This window comes from Lacinutrix cladophorae, from assembly GCF_053604645.1.
Genome location: NZ_JBSHNR010000119.1, coordinates 336,096 through 351,513 on the forward strand (window position 1 = coordinate 336,096; position 15,418 = coordinate 351,513).

The 15,418-nt window shown below is 31.2% G+C and carries 16 protein-coding genes; 7 read left to right on the forward strand and 9 right to left on the reverse strand.

All coding sequences use genetic code 11. The features are described 5' to 3' along the window. Positions 1–86 precede the first annotated feature (86 nt). Entirely contained in the window at positions 87–1,715 is a 1,629-nt protein-coding gene (locus ACVC3Y_RS11850) for an acyl-CoA carboxylase subunit beta (protein ID WP_303423803.1), read from the forward strand. A 52-nt stretch (positions 1,716–1,767) separates the two neighbouring features. On the opposite strand, the gene ACVC3Y_RS11855 is transcribed toward ACVC3Y_RS11850, so the two are convergent. The 4 genes from ACVC3Y_RS11855 to ACVC3Y_RS11870 form a co-directional block, all read right to left on the reverse strand. Further along, on the reverse strand, positions 1,768–3,966 hold the full coding sequence (locus ACVC3Y_RS11855; protein WP_452227002.1) for a YfbK domain-containing protein: 2,199 nt from the start codon (positions 3,964–3,966) through the stop codon (positions 1,768–1,770). Between the two features lie 95 nt (positions 3,967–4,061). Then, positions 4,062–5,135: an AMP-binding protein gene (locus tag ACVC3Y_RS11860; protein WP_452227003.1), complete on the reverse strand. Its 1,074-nt coding sequence runs from the start codon at positions 5,133–5,135 to the stop codon at positions 4,062–4,064. Beyond that, on the reverse strand, positions 5,135–6,100 hold the full coding sequence (locus tag ACVC3Y_RS11865; RefSeq protein ID WP_452227004.1) for a CPBP family intramembrane glutamic endopeptidase: 966 nt from the start codon (positions 6,098–6,100) through the stop codon (positions 5,135–5,137). Before ACVC3Y_RS11865 ends, ACVC3Y_RS11860 begins: the two co-directional genes overlap by 1 nt. A 2-nt stretch (positions 6,101–6,102) precedes the next feature. Further along, positions 6,103–7,137 carry an o-succinylbenzoate synthase gene (locus tag ACVC3Y_RS11870; RefSeq protein WP_452227005.1) on the reverse strand — a complete coding sequence of 345 codons (1,035 nt, stop codon included), beginning with the start codon at positions 7,135–7,137 and terminating at the stop codon, positions 6,103–6,105. An 81-nt stretch (positions 7,138–7,218) separates the two neighbouring features. Between ACVC3Y_RS11870 and ACVC3Y_RS11875 the strand changes: the two genes are divergently transcribed. Further along, entirely contained in the window at positions 7,219–8,136 is a 918-nt protein-coding gene (locus ACVC3Y_RS11875) for a sterol desaturase family protein (protein WP_452227006.1), read from the forward strand. 36 nt (positions 8,137–8,172) lie between these two features. After that, positions 8,173–8,964, forward strand: coding sequence for an SDR family oxidoreductase (locus tag ACVC3Y_RS11880; RefSeq protein ID WP_452227007.1), 792 nt, complete (start codon positions 8,173–8,175; stop codon positions 8,962–8,964). On the opposite strand, the gene ACVC3Y_RS11885 is transcribed toward ACVC3Y_RS11880, so the two are convergent. From ACVC3Y_RS11885 to holA, 3 genes are all read right to left on the reverse strand, one after another. Continuing rightward, positions 8,965–9,729, reverse strand: coding sequence for a GIN domain-containing protein (locus ACVC3Y_RS11885; protein WP_452227008.1), 765 nt, complete (start codon positions 9,727–9,729; stop codon positions 8,965–8,967). A gap of 71 nt (positions 9,730–9,800) precedes the next feature. After that, on the reverse strand, positions 9,801–10,166 hold the full coding sequence (locus tag ACVC3Y_RS11890) for a cupin domain-containing protein (protein WP_452227009.1): 366 nt from the start codon (positions 10,164–10,166) through the stop codon (positions 9,801–9,803). A gap of 76 nt (positions 10,167–10,242) precedes the next feature. Continuing rightward, positions 10,243–11,247: a DNA polymerase III subunit delta gene (gene holA, locus ACVC3Y_RS11895; RefSeq protein ID WP_303423812.1), complete on the reverse strand. Its 1,005-nt coding sequence runs from the start codon at positions 11,245–11,247 to the stop codon at positions 10,243–10,245. Positions 11,248–11,370: 123 nt separating this feature from the next. Between holA and ACVC3Y_RS11900 the strand changes: the two genes are divergently transcribed. The 4 genes from ACVC3Y_RS11900 (at position 11,371) to ACVC3Y_RS11915 (ending at position 14,185) form a co-directional block, all read left to right on the forward strand. Beyond that, on the forward strand, positions 11,371–11,820 hold the full coding sequence (locus ACVC3Y_RS11900) for a type I restriction enzyme HsdR N-terminal domain-containing protein (RefSeq protein ID WP_303423813.1): 450 nt from the start codon (positions 11,371–11,373) through the stop codon (positions 11,818–11,820). A 51-nt stretch (positions 11,821–11,871) separates the two neighbouring features. Further along, entirely contained in the window at positions 11,872–12,192 is a 321-nt protein-coding gene (locus ACVC3Y_RS11905) for a hypothetical protein (RefSeq protein ID WP_452227010.1), read from the forward strand. A gap of 49 nt (positions 12,193–12,241) precedes the next feature. Then, positions 12,242–13,219 (forward strand): glycosyltransferase family 2 protein, encoded by a 978-nt coding sequence (locus ACVC3Y_RS11910; protein WP_452227011.1) that lies wholly within the window; start codon positions 12,242–12,244, stop codon positions 13,217–13,219. 105 nt (positions 13,220–13,324) lie between these two features. Further along, positions 13,325–14,185 carry an OmpA/MotB family protein gene (locus ACVC3Y_RS11915; protein ID WP_303423816.1) on the forward strand — a complete coding sequence of 287 codons (861 nt, stop codon included), beginning with the start codon at positions 13,325–13,327 and terminating at the stop codon, positions 14,183–14,185. 152 nt (positions 14,186–14,337) lie between these two features. Here ACVC3Y_RS11915 and ACVC3Y_RS11920 read toward each other — a convergent pair whose 3' ends face one another. Beyond that, positions 14,338–14,688 carry a VOC family protein gene (locus ACVC3Y_RS11920; protein ID WP_303423817.1) on the reverse strand — a complete coding sequence of 117 codons (351 nt, stop codon included), beginning with the start codon at positions 14,686–14,688 and terminating at the stop codon, positions 14,338–14,340. 98 nt (positions 14,689–14,786) lie between these two features. Further along, complete coding sequence (locus ACVC3Y_RS11925) at positions 14,787–15,407, reverse strand: L-threonylcarbamoyladenylate synthase (RefSeq protein WP_452227012.1); 621 nt, start codon at positions 15,405–15,407, stop codon at positions 14,787–14,789. Positions 15,408–15,418: the final 11 nt, after the last annotated feature.

A 15,418-nucleotide genomic window follows, 5' to 3' on the forward strand; every position in this document is an offset into this window, starting at 1 on the left:
ATATTTCCATGTAATATTATTTAACAAAACATTCACTTTTAAACCATCAAGTTGTTTTGTAAATTCGTAGCAAACAAAACTTATTTATGGACATCAACTTCAATAAAAACGAAGATCACAATAAACTTTTAGTTTCCGATTTAACTAAAAGATTAGCAAAAGTTAAACTTGGTGGTGGGCAAAAACGTATAGATAAGCATCATGCGAAAGGAAAAATGACTGCTAGAGAACGTGTAGATTACCTACTAGATCCAAAAGCAAAAGCTATAGAAATTGGTGCATTTGCAGGAGAAGGAATGTATGAAGAACATGGTGGTTGTCCTTCTGGAGGTGTTGTTGTAAAAATAGGATATGTTAAAGGAAAACAGTGTATTGTTGTTGCTAATGATGCTACAGTTAAAGCTGGTGCTTGGTTTCCTATTACTGGAAAAAAGAATTTACGCGCTCAAGAAATTGCCATAGAAAACAAATTACCTATCATTTATTTAGTAGATTCTGCTGGTGTGTATTTACCTATGCAGGATGAGATTTTTCCAGATAAAGAACACTTTGGTCGAATTTTTAGAAATAATGCAGTGATGAGTAGTATGGGAATTACTCAAATTTCTGCTGTTATGGGAAGCTGTGTTGCAGGTGGTGCTTATTTACCAATAATGAGTGATGAAGCTTTAATTGTAGACAAAACAGGAAGTATCTTTCTTGCTGGAAGCTATTTAGTAAAAGCTGCAATTGGTGAAAGTATAGATAATGAAACCCTTGGTGGTGCAACTACACATTGTGAAATTTCTGGTGTTACCGATTATAAAGCAAAAGATGATAAAGATGCTTTAGATACTATTAAACGTTTGATAGATAAGATTGGTGATTATGATAAAGCCGGTTTTAACCGAGCAAAAGCTTTAAAACCTAAAGAAAAACAAGAAGACATTTACGGAATTCTTCCTAAAAGTAGAGCAGACCAATATGACATGTTTGAAATTATAAAGCGATTAGTTGATGATAGTGAATATGACGAATACAAAGCTGGTTATGGCAAAACAATAATTACTGCATATGCCAGAATTGATGGTTGGGCTGTTGGAATTGTTGCCAATCAAAGAAAATTAGTTAAAACCAAAAAAGGCGAAATGCAATTTGGTGGTGTAATTTATAATGATAGCGCAGATAAAGCAACTCGTTTTATTGCAAATTGCAATCAGAAAAAAATCCCATTAGTGTTTTTACAAGATGTTACTGGCTTTATGGTTGGTAGTAAAAGTGAACATGGTGGTATAATAAAAGATGGTGCAAAAATGGTAAACGCTGTTAGTAATAGTGTAGTACCAAAATTCACTATTGTAATTGGAAACTCTTATGGTGCTGGAAATTATGCTATGTGTGGAAAAGCATACGACCCAAGACTAATTGCTGCTTGGCCAAGTGCAGAACTTGCTGTAATGAGTGGAAACTCTGCAGCAAAAGTATTATTACAAATTGAAAAAGCATCTCTATTAAAGAAAGGAGAAGAAATTACACCAGAAAAAGAAGCAGAACTTTTTAATAAAATAAAAGATAGATACGACAATCAAGTCTCTCCATATTATGCAGCGTCACGAATTTGGACAGATGCTGTAATCAATCCGTTAGATACTAGAACATGGATTAGTATGGGAATTGAAGCTGCAAACCACGCTCCTATTGAGAAAAAATTTAATCTGGGTGTTTTACAGGTTTAAATTAGCATTAATAAAACAAAAGGCATTTGAAAATTTCAAATGCCTTTTGTTTTTACAAACTTTGGTATGTATTAACCAGTCGTATAAATTCGGAACGATAACCAAGCTTATCTTCTCCCCTTCCTGCTTCAGCAAGATCTATAACATCTTTTATATTAGAATTATTATGGTATTGAGAATAACGCATTTGCATTCCAAATAAAGCTACAGCGGATGCAAATTGCATGTCTTTAGAAGCTTCAACAGCGATGTCTTTTTGAATATGTATCATCTCTATACTTTTTTTACTTTCCGGTTTTTTGTATCTAAATTTAACAGTTAATAATTCGTCTTGAAAATTATCAGAAATCTCTTTTTTGGTATACTTTAAATCAGGAACACCCTTTAAGTATTTGCTTTTTGCTCCTACAGGAATCACTTCGTATAAAGCAGTAACGGTATGTCCGCTTCCTAATTCCCCAGCATCTTTTGCATCATCAATAAAATCTTCATCTTCTAATAGTCTATTTTCATAACCAATTAATCTATATGCTTGCACTTTATTAGGATTGAACTCTACTTGAATTTTCACATCTTTCGCAATAGTATAGAGTGTTCCTCCAAATTCTTTTCCAAACACTTTATTAGCTTCTTGCATGGTATCAATAAATGCATGATTTCCGTTTCCTTTATCTGCTAAAGTTTCTAATTTAGAGTCTTTGTAGTTACCATAACCAAAGCCAAGAACAGATAAAAACACGCCAGATTTACGTTTTTCTTCAATTAAGATTTGCATGTCTTTATCACTGGATGCGCCAACATTAAAATCGCCATCTGTTGCTAAAATCACTCTATTATTTCCTTTTTCTTTAAAGTTTTTTTCTGCTAATGCATATGCTAATTCAATACCTTCTCCTCCAGCTGTAGAACCTCCAGATTTCAATTTATCTAAAGCAGTTAATATTTTATTTTTATCTTTTCCTGAGGTTGGTTCTAAAGCAACTCCTGCTGCTCCTGCATATACAACTATTGAAACTTTATCTTGCTCACGCAATTGATTCACTAATAATTTAAAAGCCGACTTTAATAATGGTAATTTATTCTGCGAACCCATTGAACCAGAAACATCTATTAAAAACGTGAGGTTACTTGGTGGTAATTCTGCATTATCATATGTCTTAGCTTGTAAACCAATTTTCACTAATTTGGTTTCGCTATTCCAAGGAGTAACTGTTAATTCTGTGTCTATAGAGAACGGATGTTCTCCAGTTGGCTGTGTGTAATTATAATCGAAATAATTCACCATTTCTTCAATTTTAACAGCATCAGCAGGAATATGTTGACCGCTATTTATCATTCTTCTCACATTGCTATAAGATGCTTTATCTACGTCTATAGAAAAAGTTGAAAGTGGTGATGACGTGGTAGTTTCAAAATTATTTTCAATTATTTCCTCATAAACTTCTTGCGTATTATTGGCTATATCTTTTGGTGTATTTTCCAATTCTTTAATTGCTCTTTTAATAGCTTTTGGCAGTTTATATTTTCCTGTTTTTGTTTGTACAACAATAACGCCATTCGAACCACGAATACCATACAAAGCTGCTGCATTTGGACCTTTTAATACAGAAATAGATTTTATTTTTTCTTTATTAATTGCTTGCGTATTCAAAATAGAACCATCAATTGGTACACCATCAATTACAAAAAGCGGCTTACTTTCTCTAGAAATTGTAGCGTTTCCTCTTAATATTATTCTAGAGGAACTACCAACGGCATCATTAAACTTTTTCTTTACATGCAAAGGTTTTGAATTGGATAGTCTTTTTACTTTTCGTTTGCCTCTATGCTTCACAGAAACACCACTTACTTTTCCAGATAATGCTGAATTAACAGATGCTGACGTAACTTTAGAAACAGAATAACCTAAAGATTTCGATTCTTTCTTTAATCCTAAAGCGGTCACAACAACTTCGTCAAGTGTATTATCTGGTTTTAACGAAACATTAATTGTATCTGCTTTTCTAACCGTTTTTTCTTCGTTTGAAAAACCTACATAACGAAACAGTAATACGTCTCCAATATGCGCTTTAATAGTGTATTTTCCATCAAAATCGCTAGAAGTTCCAACGGTAGTGCCTTTTATTATTATAGTAGCTCCCGGTAATGGCAAACCATTTACTTCGCTTATTATTCCTGTAATTAATTTTTCTTGTGCATGTAATTGTATTGTTACAAACAACACAAAAACAAATTGTAATACATGTTTCATACATTTTTGGTTTTAAAGTTTAGGTAAAACTATACCTAAGTGCTAGTGTTTAAAACCAGAAATGCGTGAACTGTACGTTTGGGTGAGTAAACCCTTTATTCTAAAGTTTTTAGTGTTTCATGACGAAGAATCTTACCATTATCGCTTTCCATAAATTTTTCTACGGAATAGATTTTCTTAGGAATTTCAAATTTATCTAATCCAGCAAAAACCGATGTATCTACAGTATTGTCTTTACCTTCTACTATTAAAATGATACATTCACCTAAAGTTTCATCCTTTTGTTTACTTATAAAAAAACGATTCTCTATTTTAGATTGTAGCTTTGCTTCTATTTGCTCAGGAAACAGCTTTACTCCTCCAGAATTAATAACGTTATCATATCTACCAAGCCATTCAAAAGTATTTTCTGTATGTAATTTTACAACATCATTTGTTACTATTTTATGATCTAAAAGCGATGGAGCCTCTATTATTAAGCAATTTCTTTCATCTTGAGTAATAATAATATTTGGAAGTGTTTTAAAAACCCCAGCATCCTTCTCTTCGGCTTTACTAAGATTATTTATTTTTTTAACTGCTATATGGGTTATGGTTTCTGTCATACCATAAGTTTCAAAAACGTTTGATTTAGAACTTTGAATTGCTTTTTTTAAACTAGCAGAAACAGCAACTCCACCAACAATTATGTTTTTTATATTATCGCAATATCCTTTGGTTTTTTGAAGCTGTAAAGGAATCATAGCACAAAAATCATAATGCTTATCATAATCAAAAATTGGCTGACTTGTTGGAGCAACTAAATCTAGTTCTAAACCTAAAATCATAGCTCTAATTAGCATCATTTTACCAGCAATATACTCGGTTGGCAAACAATGTAAAGCAACATCTCCAGGTTGTAATTTAAAGAAATCTCCAGTTGCAATAGCAGAGTGTACCATTGCTTGCTTATTTAGTTTTATAGACTTAGGCTTTCCAGTAGAACCGGAAGTATCTACAATAAGATAGTCTTTATTATCTAACCAATCTATTAAAAAATTACCTAGACTTTTTTCATATGCTAAACCTTCTTTAATCAAGCTATAACCTACATCTTTAAGGTCTTCAAAGGTATAGTTATTATTATTCAGTTTAAAACGATTATGTACTTTGGTAAATTCTGGTGTCATTATTCTAATATTTTATAATCTTCTTTTGGTGGCGTAATTACTTTTCCGAAAAGTTTCTCATTCCAATTAGTCCATTTATATTTTTTAGCAAGAATAAAAAGGATAATAGGAAAAACAATAAAAACTGGCATAAATACATCTATAAATCCTGCCGAAGTTGGCTCAGAAATATCTTTAAATAGAGAATCTGTTTGAAAAGCTGTCCAATCTGCAGTTACCAATAAAGCAGTAAATAAATTATTAGCTGCATGAAAACCTAAAGCAAGTTCTATACCATCATCCATAAGCGTCATAACACCTAAAAAGAATCCTGTACCAATATAATATACCATAATTACATAACCTAGTTGCTCTACTTCTGGATTTGCTAAATGCATCAAACCAAAAACAATAGAAGTAAATAGTAATGGAAACCATCTTGTTTTAGTAATAACACCTAATCCTTGCATTAAATAACCTCTAAAAAGGTATTCTTCCATACTAGTTTGTAATGGTATAAACAAGATTGCAATTACCGCAAGTGTTAAAAAAGGCATCAATTCGAAATTCCATACATAGCTTTCTGGCTCCATATAATAATCTAAAAATACAAAGGCAGAAGAAACCGTACCCCAAAGTATAAAAACAAACCAAAACCTATTCCAGTCTATTTTTTTTCTTGCTGTTGTTAATTCTGTAATCGACTGTTTATGCACTACTTTAGAGTTAAAAAACACTCCAATTAAACCAATAGCAAAACTTAATAGCATTAAAAACAAAAATAGGTTACTACCCAAAATTTCGGCCATCCCTGGAATATCTTCAGGGAAATCTCCATTTTTTATTCCTTCAAAACCCAAGGAATAAAAAATACCACCAATTAAAGGAAAAGATCCTAATAATTGCCATACGATACAAATAATGATGAATCCTACTAAATACCTCCACCACTCGTGTAATGATTTAAATGCTTGTTCTATATACATGTTTATAAATTAAATTTCCAATTCTTATTTTGTTGGTATTGCAATGTACCATTTTTTACCTGTAAAGGGCTTTCAAAGTTATTAGTAAACAAAGCTCCAGTTCCCAGCCCTTGTGGTAATGTACTTTTTAAAGTGTAGGTATATTGCGCAATAGCATTTAAACCAACATTACTTTCTAATGCACTTGTAATCCACCAACCAATATGATATTTTTCTGCTAAATCTATCCAATTTTGACTTCCTTTAAATCCGCCAACCAAACTTGGCTTTAAAATAATATATTGTGGCTGTATTGTTTGTAGTAATTCTTCTTTTTTCGTTACATTAAAAACACCAATTAATTCTTCGTCTAAAGCTATTGGTAAAGGGGTTTGATTACAAAGTTTTGCCATTTCTAAAATTTGACCTTGTTTTATTGGTTGTTCTATAGAATGCAAATCTAAATCGGAAAGTATTTTTAATTTTTCTAATGCTTCGGATGGTGAAAAAGCGCCATTTGCATCTACTCGTAATTCAATATCATTTTGCGAATATTCTTTTCGAATAGATTGTAATAACTGAAGCTCTGTTTGAAAATCTATTGCTCCAATCTTCATTTTTATACAACTAAAACCAGCTTCAATTTTATCTTTTATTTGTTGTTTCATAAAAGCTTCTGTTCCCATCCAAATTAATCCGTTAATAGGAATACTATCTTTTTCTTGTGTAAATTCGGAAGGAAAAAGAATAAAAGGGTTTTCATTTTGTAAAGAAATAAAGGCCTGTTCTAATCCAAATTGGATACTTGGAAACGCAATTAATTCTGCAAATAAAATATCTAAACCCAAATGGATATTGGTACAAGTCCATTGTAATTTCTCTTCATAGTCTGGCACATCATCAATACTTAAGCCTCTAAAAACTCCACATTCACCAATACCTTTCTTACCTTTATGCTCTAAAATTAAAAACCAAGTCTCTTTGGTTTTTAAAATCCCACGAGAAGTCCCACTTGCTTGCTTAAAATTTAAAATATGTTTTTTGTAGGCTGCTATCATAATTCGCTCCAAAAATAGACAATAATTTTTGTATTTTGCATACCAAACCACTGCTAGTGATAATAATTTTTTAACAAAAAAATGACAGAGTTTCCCGATATTATTCTTTATGCTATTCCGTTTTTTATAGTTTCTATGCTATTAGAGCTTTATATCACCATAAAAGAAAACATCCAGACTTATGAAACCAAAGATGCTGTTTCGTCTATTGCTATGGGTTTAGGGAATGTTTTTTTAGGCTATTTTAGTAAGGCTTTGGTTTTGATTAGCTTTTTTTATGTGTATGAAAATTTCAGATTATTTACCATCCCTATAGTTTGGTGGAGTTTTATACTTATTTTCTTTGCTGACGATTTTGCGTATTATTGGTTTCATAGGATTTCGCATGAATGCAGAATATTTTGGGCTTCGCATGTGGTGCATCATTCGTCACAACATTATAATTTAAGTACTGCATTAAGACAAACGTGGTCTGGAGGGTTTTACACCTTTATTTTCTGGTTGTGGTTACCAATTTTAGGGTTTCATCCAGGAATGATTATACTACAAATGTCTATTAGTTTATTATACCAATTCTGGATACATACCGAAGCTATTCATAAAATGCCTTCATGGTTTGAAGCTGTTATGAACACACCTTCGCATCACAGAGTACATCATGGAAGTAACCCTTTATATTTAGATAGAAATCATGCTGGCATTCTAATTATTTGGGATAAGCTTTTTGGCACTTTTCAAGCCGAACTAAAAGAAGAAAAGGTTGTTTATGGTTTGGTATCTAATATAAACACCTATAATCCTGTTAAAATTGCTTTTATAGAGTGGATTAGCTTATTTAAAGATGCCTTTTCCGGAAAAAAATCATTAAAAAATAGGTTTTTATATTTAATAAAACCTCCGGGTTGGAAACATGATGGTACCGGAAAATTGAGTGGGGATTTAAGAGCTGAATGGAAAAAAAAGAGTTTTCAATCACAATCGCAGTTTTCAGAAAAATAAAAAGAGACTAAAAATACTTATATTCACAAGTACAAGATGACATTTAATAATAAAGTAGTATGGATTACTGGCGCTTCCAGCGGAATTGGTAAAAGCTTAGCAATTACACTTTCGCAAGAAAATTGCAAATTGATTCTTTCTTCTAGAAGAAAAGAAGCACTAGAAAAGGTGAAAGCGCTATGTAATAATCCTAAAAACATTACTGTTTTACCTTTAGATTTAGCGGAAACAAATTCTCTTAAAAAAATAACTGAAATGGCTATTTCCAGCTTCGGAAAGATTGATGTTCTTATTAATAATGGAGGCATTAGTCAGCGTTCTACAATAATTAAAACTACTATAGAAGTAGACCGAAAATTAATGGAAGTAGATTATTTAGGCACTGTTGCTTTAAGCAAAGCACTTTTACCACATTTTGTTGCTAATAATTATGGCCATTACGTGGTTGTTTCTAGTTTAATGGGAAAGTTTAGTTCTCCTTTTCGATCTGCTTACTGTGGTGCAAAACATGCTTTACATGGTTTTTTTGATGCTTTACGTTTAGAACATGAAGCAGACAATGTAAAAGTCACTATGATTTGCCCTGGATTTGTTAATACTAATGTCGCTAGAAATGCTTTAACAGCAGATGGAAGCAAACAAGGAGATCAAGATGAAATGACCGAAAAAGGGCTTCCTGTAGCTGTATTTACAAAAAAAATGCTTCAAGCAATCCGTAAAGAAAAGTTTGAAGCATATATTGGTAAAAAGGAAAGATTTGGTATTTATTTAAAACGAATTTCCCCTAAATTATTACATAAACTAGTTTTAAGAAGTAAAGTACGATAGTTAGTTTATTTTAACAATTTCCACTTCCCCTATAGAAAGCCCTTTTTCTAAAGTTGCACCTCCTTTATAGGTAATCGTTGGTTCTCCATAAGAAACTATTTTTAGTTTATCGGAAACATTACATTGGTAACTACCATCGCCATACGCAGTAATTTTAGCAAGTTTACTATTCACTTGTAAAAGATCTACAACAGATTCTCCGTAACCAATAACTTTCTGATTTTCAATGCTTCCGTTTTCTATTTTTAAATGACTTTCACCATAAATGGATACTTTCATTTCTTTTAAAGTAACATCTTTCATAATCACTTGCGATTCACCATAAATATTAAAAGTTATTTTATCTGAAATAATAGCATCCTCAAAATTAAAACGTTCTTCTCCTCTTAAAGAAAATGTTTTTACTTTTTTATAATATACAATCGCTTTTGCAACGGTTCCTTTATAAGCAGCAACGGTTCTATTTTTTGTACTTGTTTCTTTATCTTTTTCGGTTACTGTTTTTGCATCATCAAGATATAACTGAAGTGTTTTCCCTTTAACTTCTACATTTATTTCGTCTAAAGGTTCGGTTAACATTTCTATAACCACTTTTTCAACATCTGCGGTTTTAAAGACTACTTCAATATGTGGACTAACAATAACTTTATCGAAAGTCTTTACTGTAAAAGTTTTAGATTGTGCTTGTATTACAGAAGTTTGAAAGAAAAAAATTGCTATAAAAACAAGAAATAAATTCGATTTGTAATTTAAAAAAGTATGCATTGGTTTTGTTTTAAAGGTTAAACACAAACTAAAGACCAGTTTTTTTTTAAACTGTTACAGTTTTAAATAAATTACTTGTATTCTATAATTAAATAAACCGAAGTACTATCTCCAACATTTAAAACTTCATGCTGTGTCACTTTATCTTTACTCCAACTAGTTCCTGTTTTTACATGCACCGTTTTAGTACCACTTGTGTCTTTAATTTTAAAAGTCCCTCCTTTTAAAGTATAACCAAAATGTGGTTGGTGTTCGTGTTTTTCATGGCCAACACCTGGAGCAAATGTGCATTTTAAAACACGTACTTGTTTGTCTTCATGTATCATTTCACAAACACTTTCTCCTTGCCAACCTGCTTGCAAAGGATCTGGGAGTGTGGTTTTTTGTTTGCAGGAGAATATTAAGAAAATGATTATAAAATAAAAAAAGTGTCTCATATTGTATTGTTTATATTTTAGAAAACACTTCGACAGGCTAATTGTGACATCAAACTATAAATTGTCTTCTTTTAAATTAATTCATAATTCTAACCAATAACTCTTTTAGTAAATCACCTTGAGACACCGAGTTACTGCCAACACCTTTACTTTTTACATCAAACTCACGTAGAGTAGCAATTACCACACTAACTTGTCGCATTGGGTAATTTCTAGCTGCTGTTATATATTCGTTTACAAAATAAGGGTTTACTTTTAATGCAGATGCTACATTTCTTGGGTTTTTATCTGTTAAACCATGTAAATGCAATAATTGGGAGAAGAAATTAAAAAGCAGTGAAACCGTTACAACCATTGGGTTATCCTTTGGGTTATCGGCAAAATAGTGTGCAATTTTATGTGCTTTTAAAACATTACGTTCCCCAACAGCTTTACGTAATTCGAAGTTATTATAGTCTTTACTAATACCTATATTTTCCTCAATATGCTCTGGAGAAATTTGTGTACCTTCTGGTAATACAATCTTAAGTTTATCTAACTCATTACTAATTTTACTCAAATCGGTTCCTAGAAATTCTACTAACATTTGTGATGCCTTTGGAGAAATAGTATAATTTTTTCCAGAAAGCACTCTTCGGATCCAATCTGCTACTTGATTTTCGTATAGTTTTTTACTTTCAAAAACAACTCCTACTTTTTTAATTGCCTTGTACAGTGCTTTACGCTTATCAATTTTTTTATACTTATAATTAAGTACCAAAACGGTTGTAGGTTGCGGATTTGCTGCATAAGCAGCAAGTTGTTCTATAGTTCTAGATAAATCTTGTGCTTCTTTAACAATTACCACTTGACGTTCTGCCATCATTGGGTAACGTTTTGCATTACTTACAATATCATCAATCGTTACATCACGACCATAAAGAACCATTTGGTTAAAACCCTTCTCTTCTTCGGCTAAAACATTCGCTTCAATATAATCGGAAACACTATCTATATAATAGGCTTCTTCTCCCATTAAAAAATAAATAGGTTTTAGATTTCCTTTCTTTATGTCTATTATTAGTTGTTTAACTTCGTCCAAAATATTTGTTCTTAACAATCGATGTATACGCTATTTTCTACTTTTATCGAAGTATCTATAAATCTGCGATAATATTTTCTAAGAAAACCACTCGATGTGACATTATAATTATAAATTTGTGTAGTGCAAAAACTAAATTTCCCTACATATTCGTTTCGTTTCAAAAATAGCGAAAATAAAACGCTAATATATGATGAAATACGCAAAAAATTTGTGGTATTACAACCCGAAGAATGGGTTAGGCAACATTGTGTTCGATATTTAATAGAAGAAAAAGGGTTTCCAAAATCTTTAATCAACGTAGAGAAAGAATTAAAAGTAAACAACTTACGCAAGCGTTATGATATTGTTATTTTTAATCCCGATGGAAGTATACATCTAATTGTAGAATGTAAATCGGCAAAAATAAAAATAGATCAAACTACTTTCGATCAAATTGCGCGTTATAATTTAGCTTTAAATGCTACTTATTTAATGGTTACTAACGGAATTAATCATTATTATTGCGAAATGGATTTTGATGCAGAACGATATCAGTTTTTAAAAGAAATTCCAGATTACTGCTTACAATAAAAAGTCGCTCTTAGAACATTAACTCAGATAAATAAAAAACAAGAATTAAAGATGTTAGGATTAGTATTATTATATTGGATTGGAAAATATTTCTACAAATTAGCAGAAGAGTTTAATAAAAACAAATGGGGTTTTGCAATTTTAGGTATTGTTGTTTATTATGCAGGAATAATAATATTTAGCCTTATAATTGGTGTTACTGTCGAGCTTATTTCTCCTGGATTTCTCGATACTTTTAATGAAACCCTTCTTAGCTTCTTAATGTTACCTTTCGGGATACTAAGTTGTTATTTACTCTATAAGTATTTAGAAAAAATCTGGAAAAAGAAAATCCCAAACACAAATCATTTAATAGATCAAATAGGGGAATAGAAGCATTTTAAGATCTTTCTATAAATAGATAAATTAAAAATATTTTTATTTGAAAATCGCAGTAGTTATATTAAACTGGAATGGTAAAGCGCTTTTAGAAAAGTTCTTACCTTCTGTTGTTGCACATTCTAAAGAAGCAACAATTTATGTTGCAGATAATGCATCTACAGATGATTCTGTGCATTTTATAAAGACTACTTATCCAGAAATTAAAATCATACAAAACACTCAAAATGGCGGCTATGCAAAAGGCTACAACCAAGCTTTACAACATGTTGAAGAAGACATATATTGCCTATTAAATAGTGATATTGAGGTTACAAAAAACTGGCTACCTCCTATTCTTGAAGAATTTAAAACCAACCAAGAAACCTCCATCATACAACCCAAGATTTTAGATTATAAAAACAAAACGCATTTCGAATATGCTGGAGCTGCAGGAGGTTTTATTGATAAATATGGCTATCCGTATTGTAGAGGAAGAATTTTTAATACTATTGAAAAAGACACAAACCAATACCCAAATGCTTCTATTTTCTGGGCTTCTGGTGCATGTTTTTTTATTAAAAAAGACGTTTTTAGAACCTTAAAAGGTTTTGATGAAAGTTTTTTTGCTCACATGGAAGAAATAGACTTATGCTGGCGAGCATTTAATTTAAATTACAAAACGAAATATATTACAACGACCACTGTGTATCATGTTGGAGGTGCTACTTTACAAAGTGGTAATCCTAAAAAAACCTACTTAAATTTTAGAAATAGTCTATTCACTATCACTAAAAATGCTTCTGGCTCTTTGTTTACCTTAATCTTTACAAGGTTAGTATTAGATGGTTTAGCAGGAATACTATTTTTATTACAATTTAAATTTTCACATATCCTTGCAATATTTAAAGCACATTTTAGTTTTTATATATCTTTACCAAGGTTATTAAAACAACGAAAAACACTCCCGAAAAAAAAAGGGTATTACACTAAAAAATCTATTGTTTTTTCCTATTTCTTAAAAGGTTACAAGACGTTTTAATTGTTTATAAAAATGTTAAAGTTTTTGTTAATGATTGAATTTTGTATCAATCTTTTGTATAATTTTGGTGCGTTAAATTAACATTATTTAATCCATTCATTTATTATGAAAAAAATTGTATTACTAAGTGCAACAGCACTTTTGCTTTTAAGTTCATGCGTATCTAAAAAAGAATTCGCAGCTATGGAAGCCAAACAAAAAACAACACAAGATTTACTAAATACAGCAACCGTTAAATTAAATAGTTGCTTAGAAGACAAATCTGCAGTAAGTGCACGAGTAGCAGCGCTACAAGAGCAACTTGCAAACTTAAAAGACACCAATAAAGATTTAATACAAACGACACAAGGTATGACTGTATTAACTACAAAAGGTGCCGAGAATCTTGAAAAATCTTTAGAAAGTTTAAAAGAAAAGGACCTTAAAATTTCTAGATTACAAGATGCTTTAACTAAAAAAGATAGTGTAACACTAGCTTTAGTTACTAGTTTAAAGAAAGAAGTAGGTTTAAATGACGAAGACATTGAAATTAACGTAGAAAAAAGCGTTGTATTTATCTCTTTATCAGATAAGTTATTATTTAAAACTGGTAGCTACGATATTTCGGATAGAGCAAATGAAATCTTAGGAAAAGTTGCTACAGTAATTAACAGCAAACCAAACTTTGAAGCAATGGTAGAAGGTCACACAGACAATGTACCATATAACAGAGGTGGTGTTTTAGTAGACAACTGGGATTTAAGTGTAAAACGTAGTACTGCTATTGTTAGAGCTTTACAAAGTTTAGGTGTAAATCCAGCTCAATTAATTGCGGCAGGACGTGGAGATCACTTACCTTTAGTTCCTAATGATACTGCAGAAAATAAAGCAATAAACCGTAGAACAAAAATTTATATTCTTCCAAAAATCGATCAATTCTATGAAATGATTGAAACAGAAATGAAATCGCTTTCTGAAGAAAATTAAATTTTATAAAAGAATATTTTAAAAGCGCAACTATAACGGTTGTGCTTTTTTTATGGCGTTACCTAAAGGTCAGGCTTTTCGTTATATCTTTTTTATCGTACCTCAAAAAAAGGATGCCACTGCAATCCTTAACGCAAATTAAACAAGCATCATTATTCATAACACCAAACAGCAAGCTCGTTACCAGAAGGATCAAAAAACTGAAATCGTTTTCCGCCAGGAAAAGAAAAGGTATCTACACTAATTTTTCCGTTCGCTGCAATTACATGTTGCTTTATAGCATCTAAATCGTCATGATATAAAACCACTAGAACTCCATTTATAATTTCTGCATCTATTTTTTCAAAACCACCAGCTACTCCACTATTTTCAAAAGCAATATATGTTGGTCCATAATCCGTAAATTCCCAACCAAATACTTTATTGTAAAACACTTTCGTTTTTTCTAAATCTATGGCTTTAAACTCAATATAGTTTATGTGTTTGTTGGTTGGTTTCATCATTTGTTCTTATTGTATTAAAATCACTGCGCTTCTCGATACTATTTGCTCCTCCGTCTCCAATCACCAGAAGTGACATCTTTAAGTTAATAAATTTTGGTTTAAAAAATATCTAAACTTCCTTTTCCTTCTCTTACAATTATAGGGTCACCTTCCGAGAAATCGATAACTGTAGAAGCCTCATTATCCCCATAACCACCATCTATTACTAAATCGACTAAATTCCCCCATTTTTCTAAAATTAATTCTGGATCTGTAGTATACTCTATAATAGTATCTTCATCTCGAATAGAAGTAGAAATTATTGGATTGCCTAGTTCTTTAACAATCTCTAAAGCAATATTATTATTTGGCACACGAATACCAACTGTTTTCTTCTTTTTAAAAGCAACAGGCAAACTTTTAGCTCCTGGAAGAATAAAGGTATAAGGTCCTGGAAGTGCTCGTTTTAAAATTTTAAAGGTAGAAGTGTCAATCTGCTTTACATAATCGCTTAAATTACTTAAATCGTGACATATAAAAGAGAAATTCGCCTTTTCTAGCTTCACTCCTTTTATTCTTGCAATACGTTCTAAAGCCTTTGTATTCGTAATGTCGCAACCTAAACCATATACCGTATCTGTAGGGTAAATGATTAATCCTCCTTTTTTTAAAACACTAACCACTTTCCTAATCATCTTATTATTAGGGTTCTCCTCGTATATTTTTATAAATTCTGCCATAATAACTATCT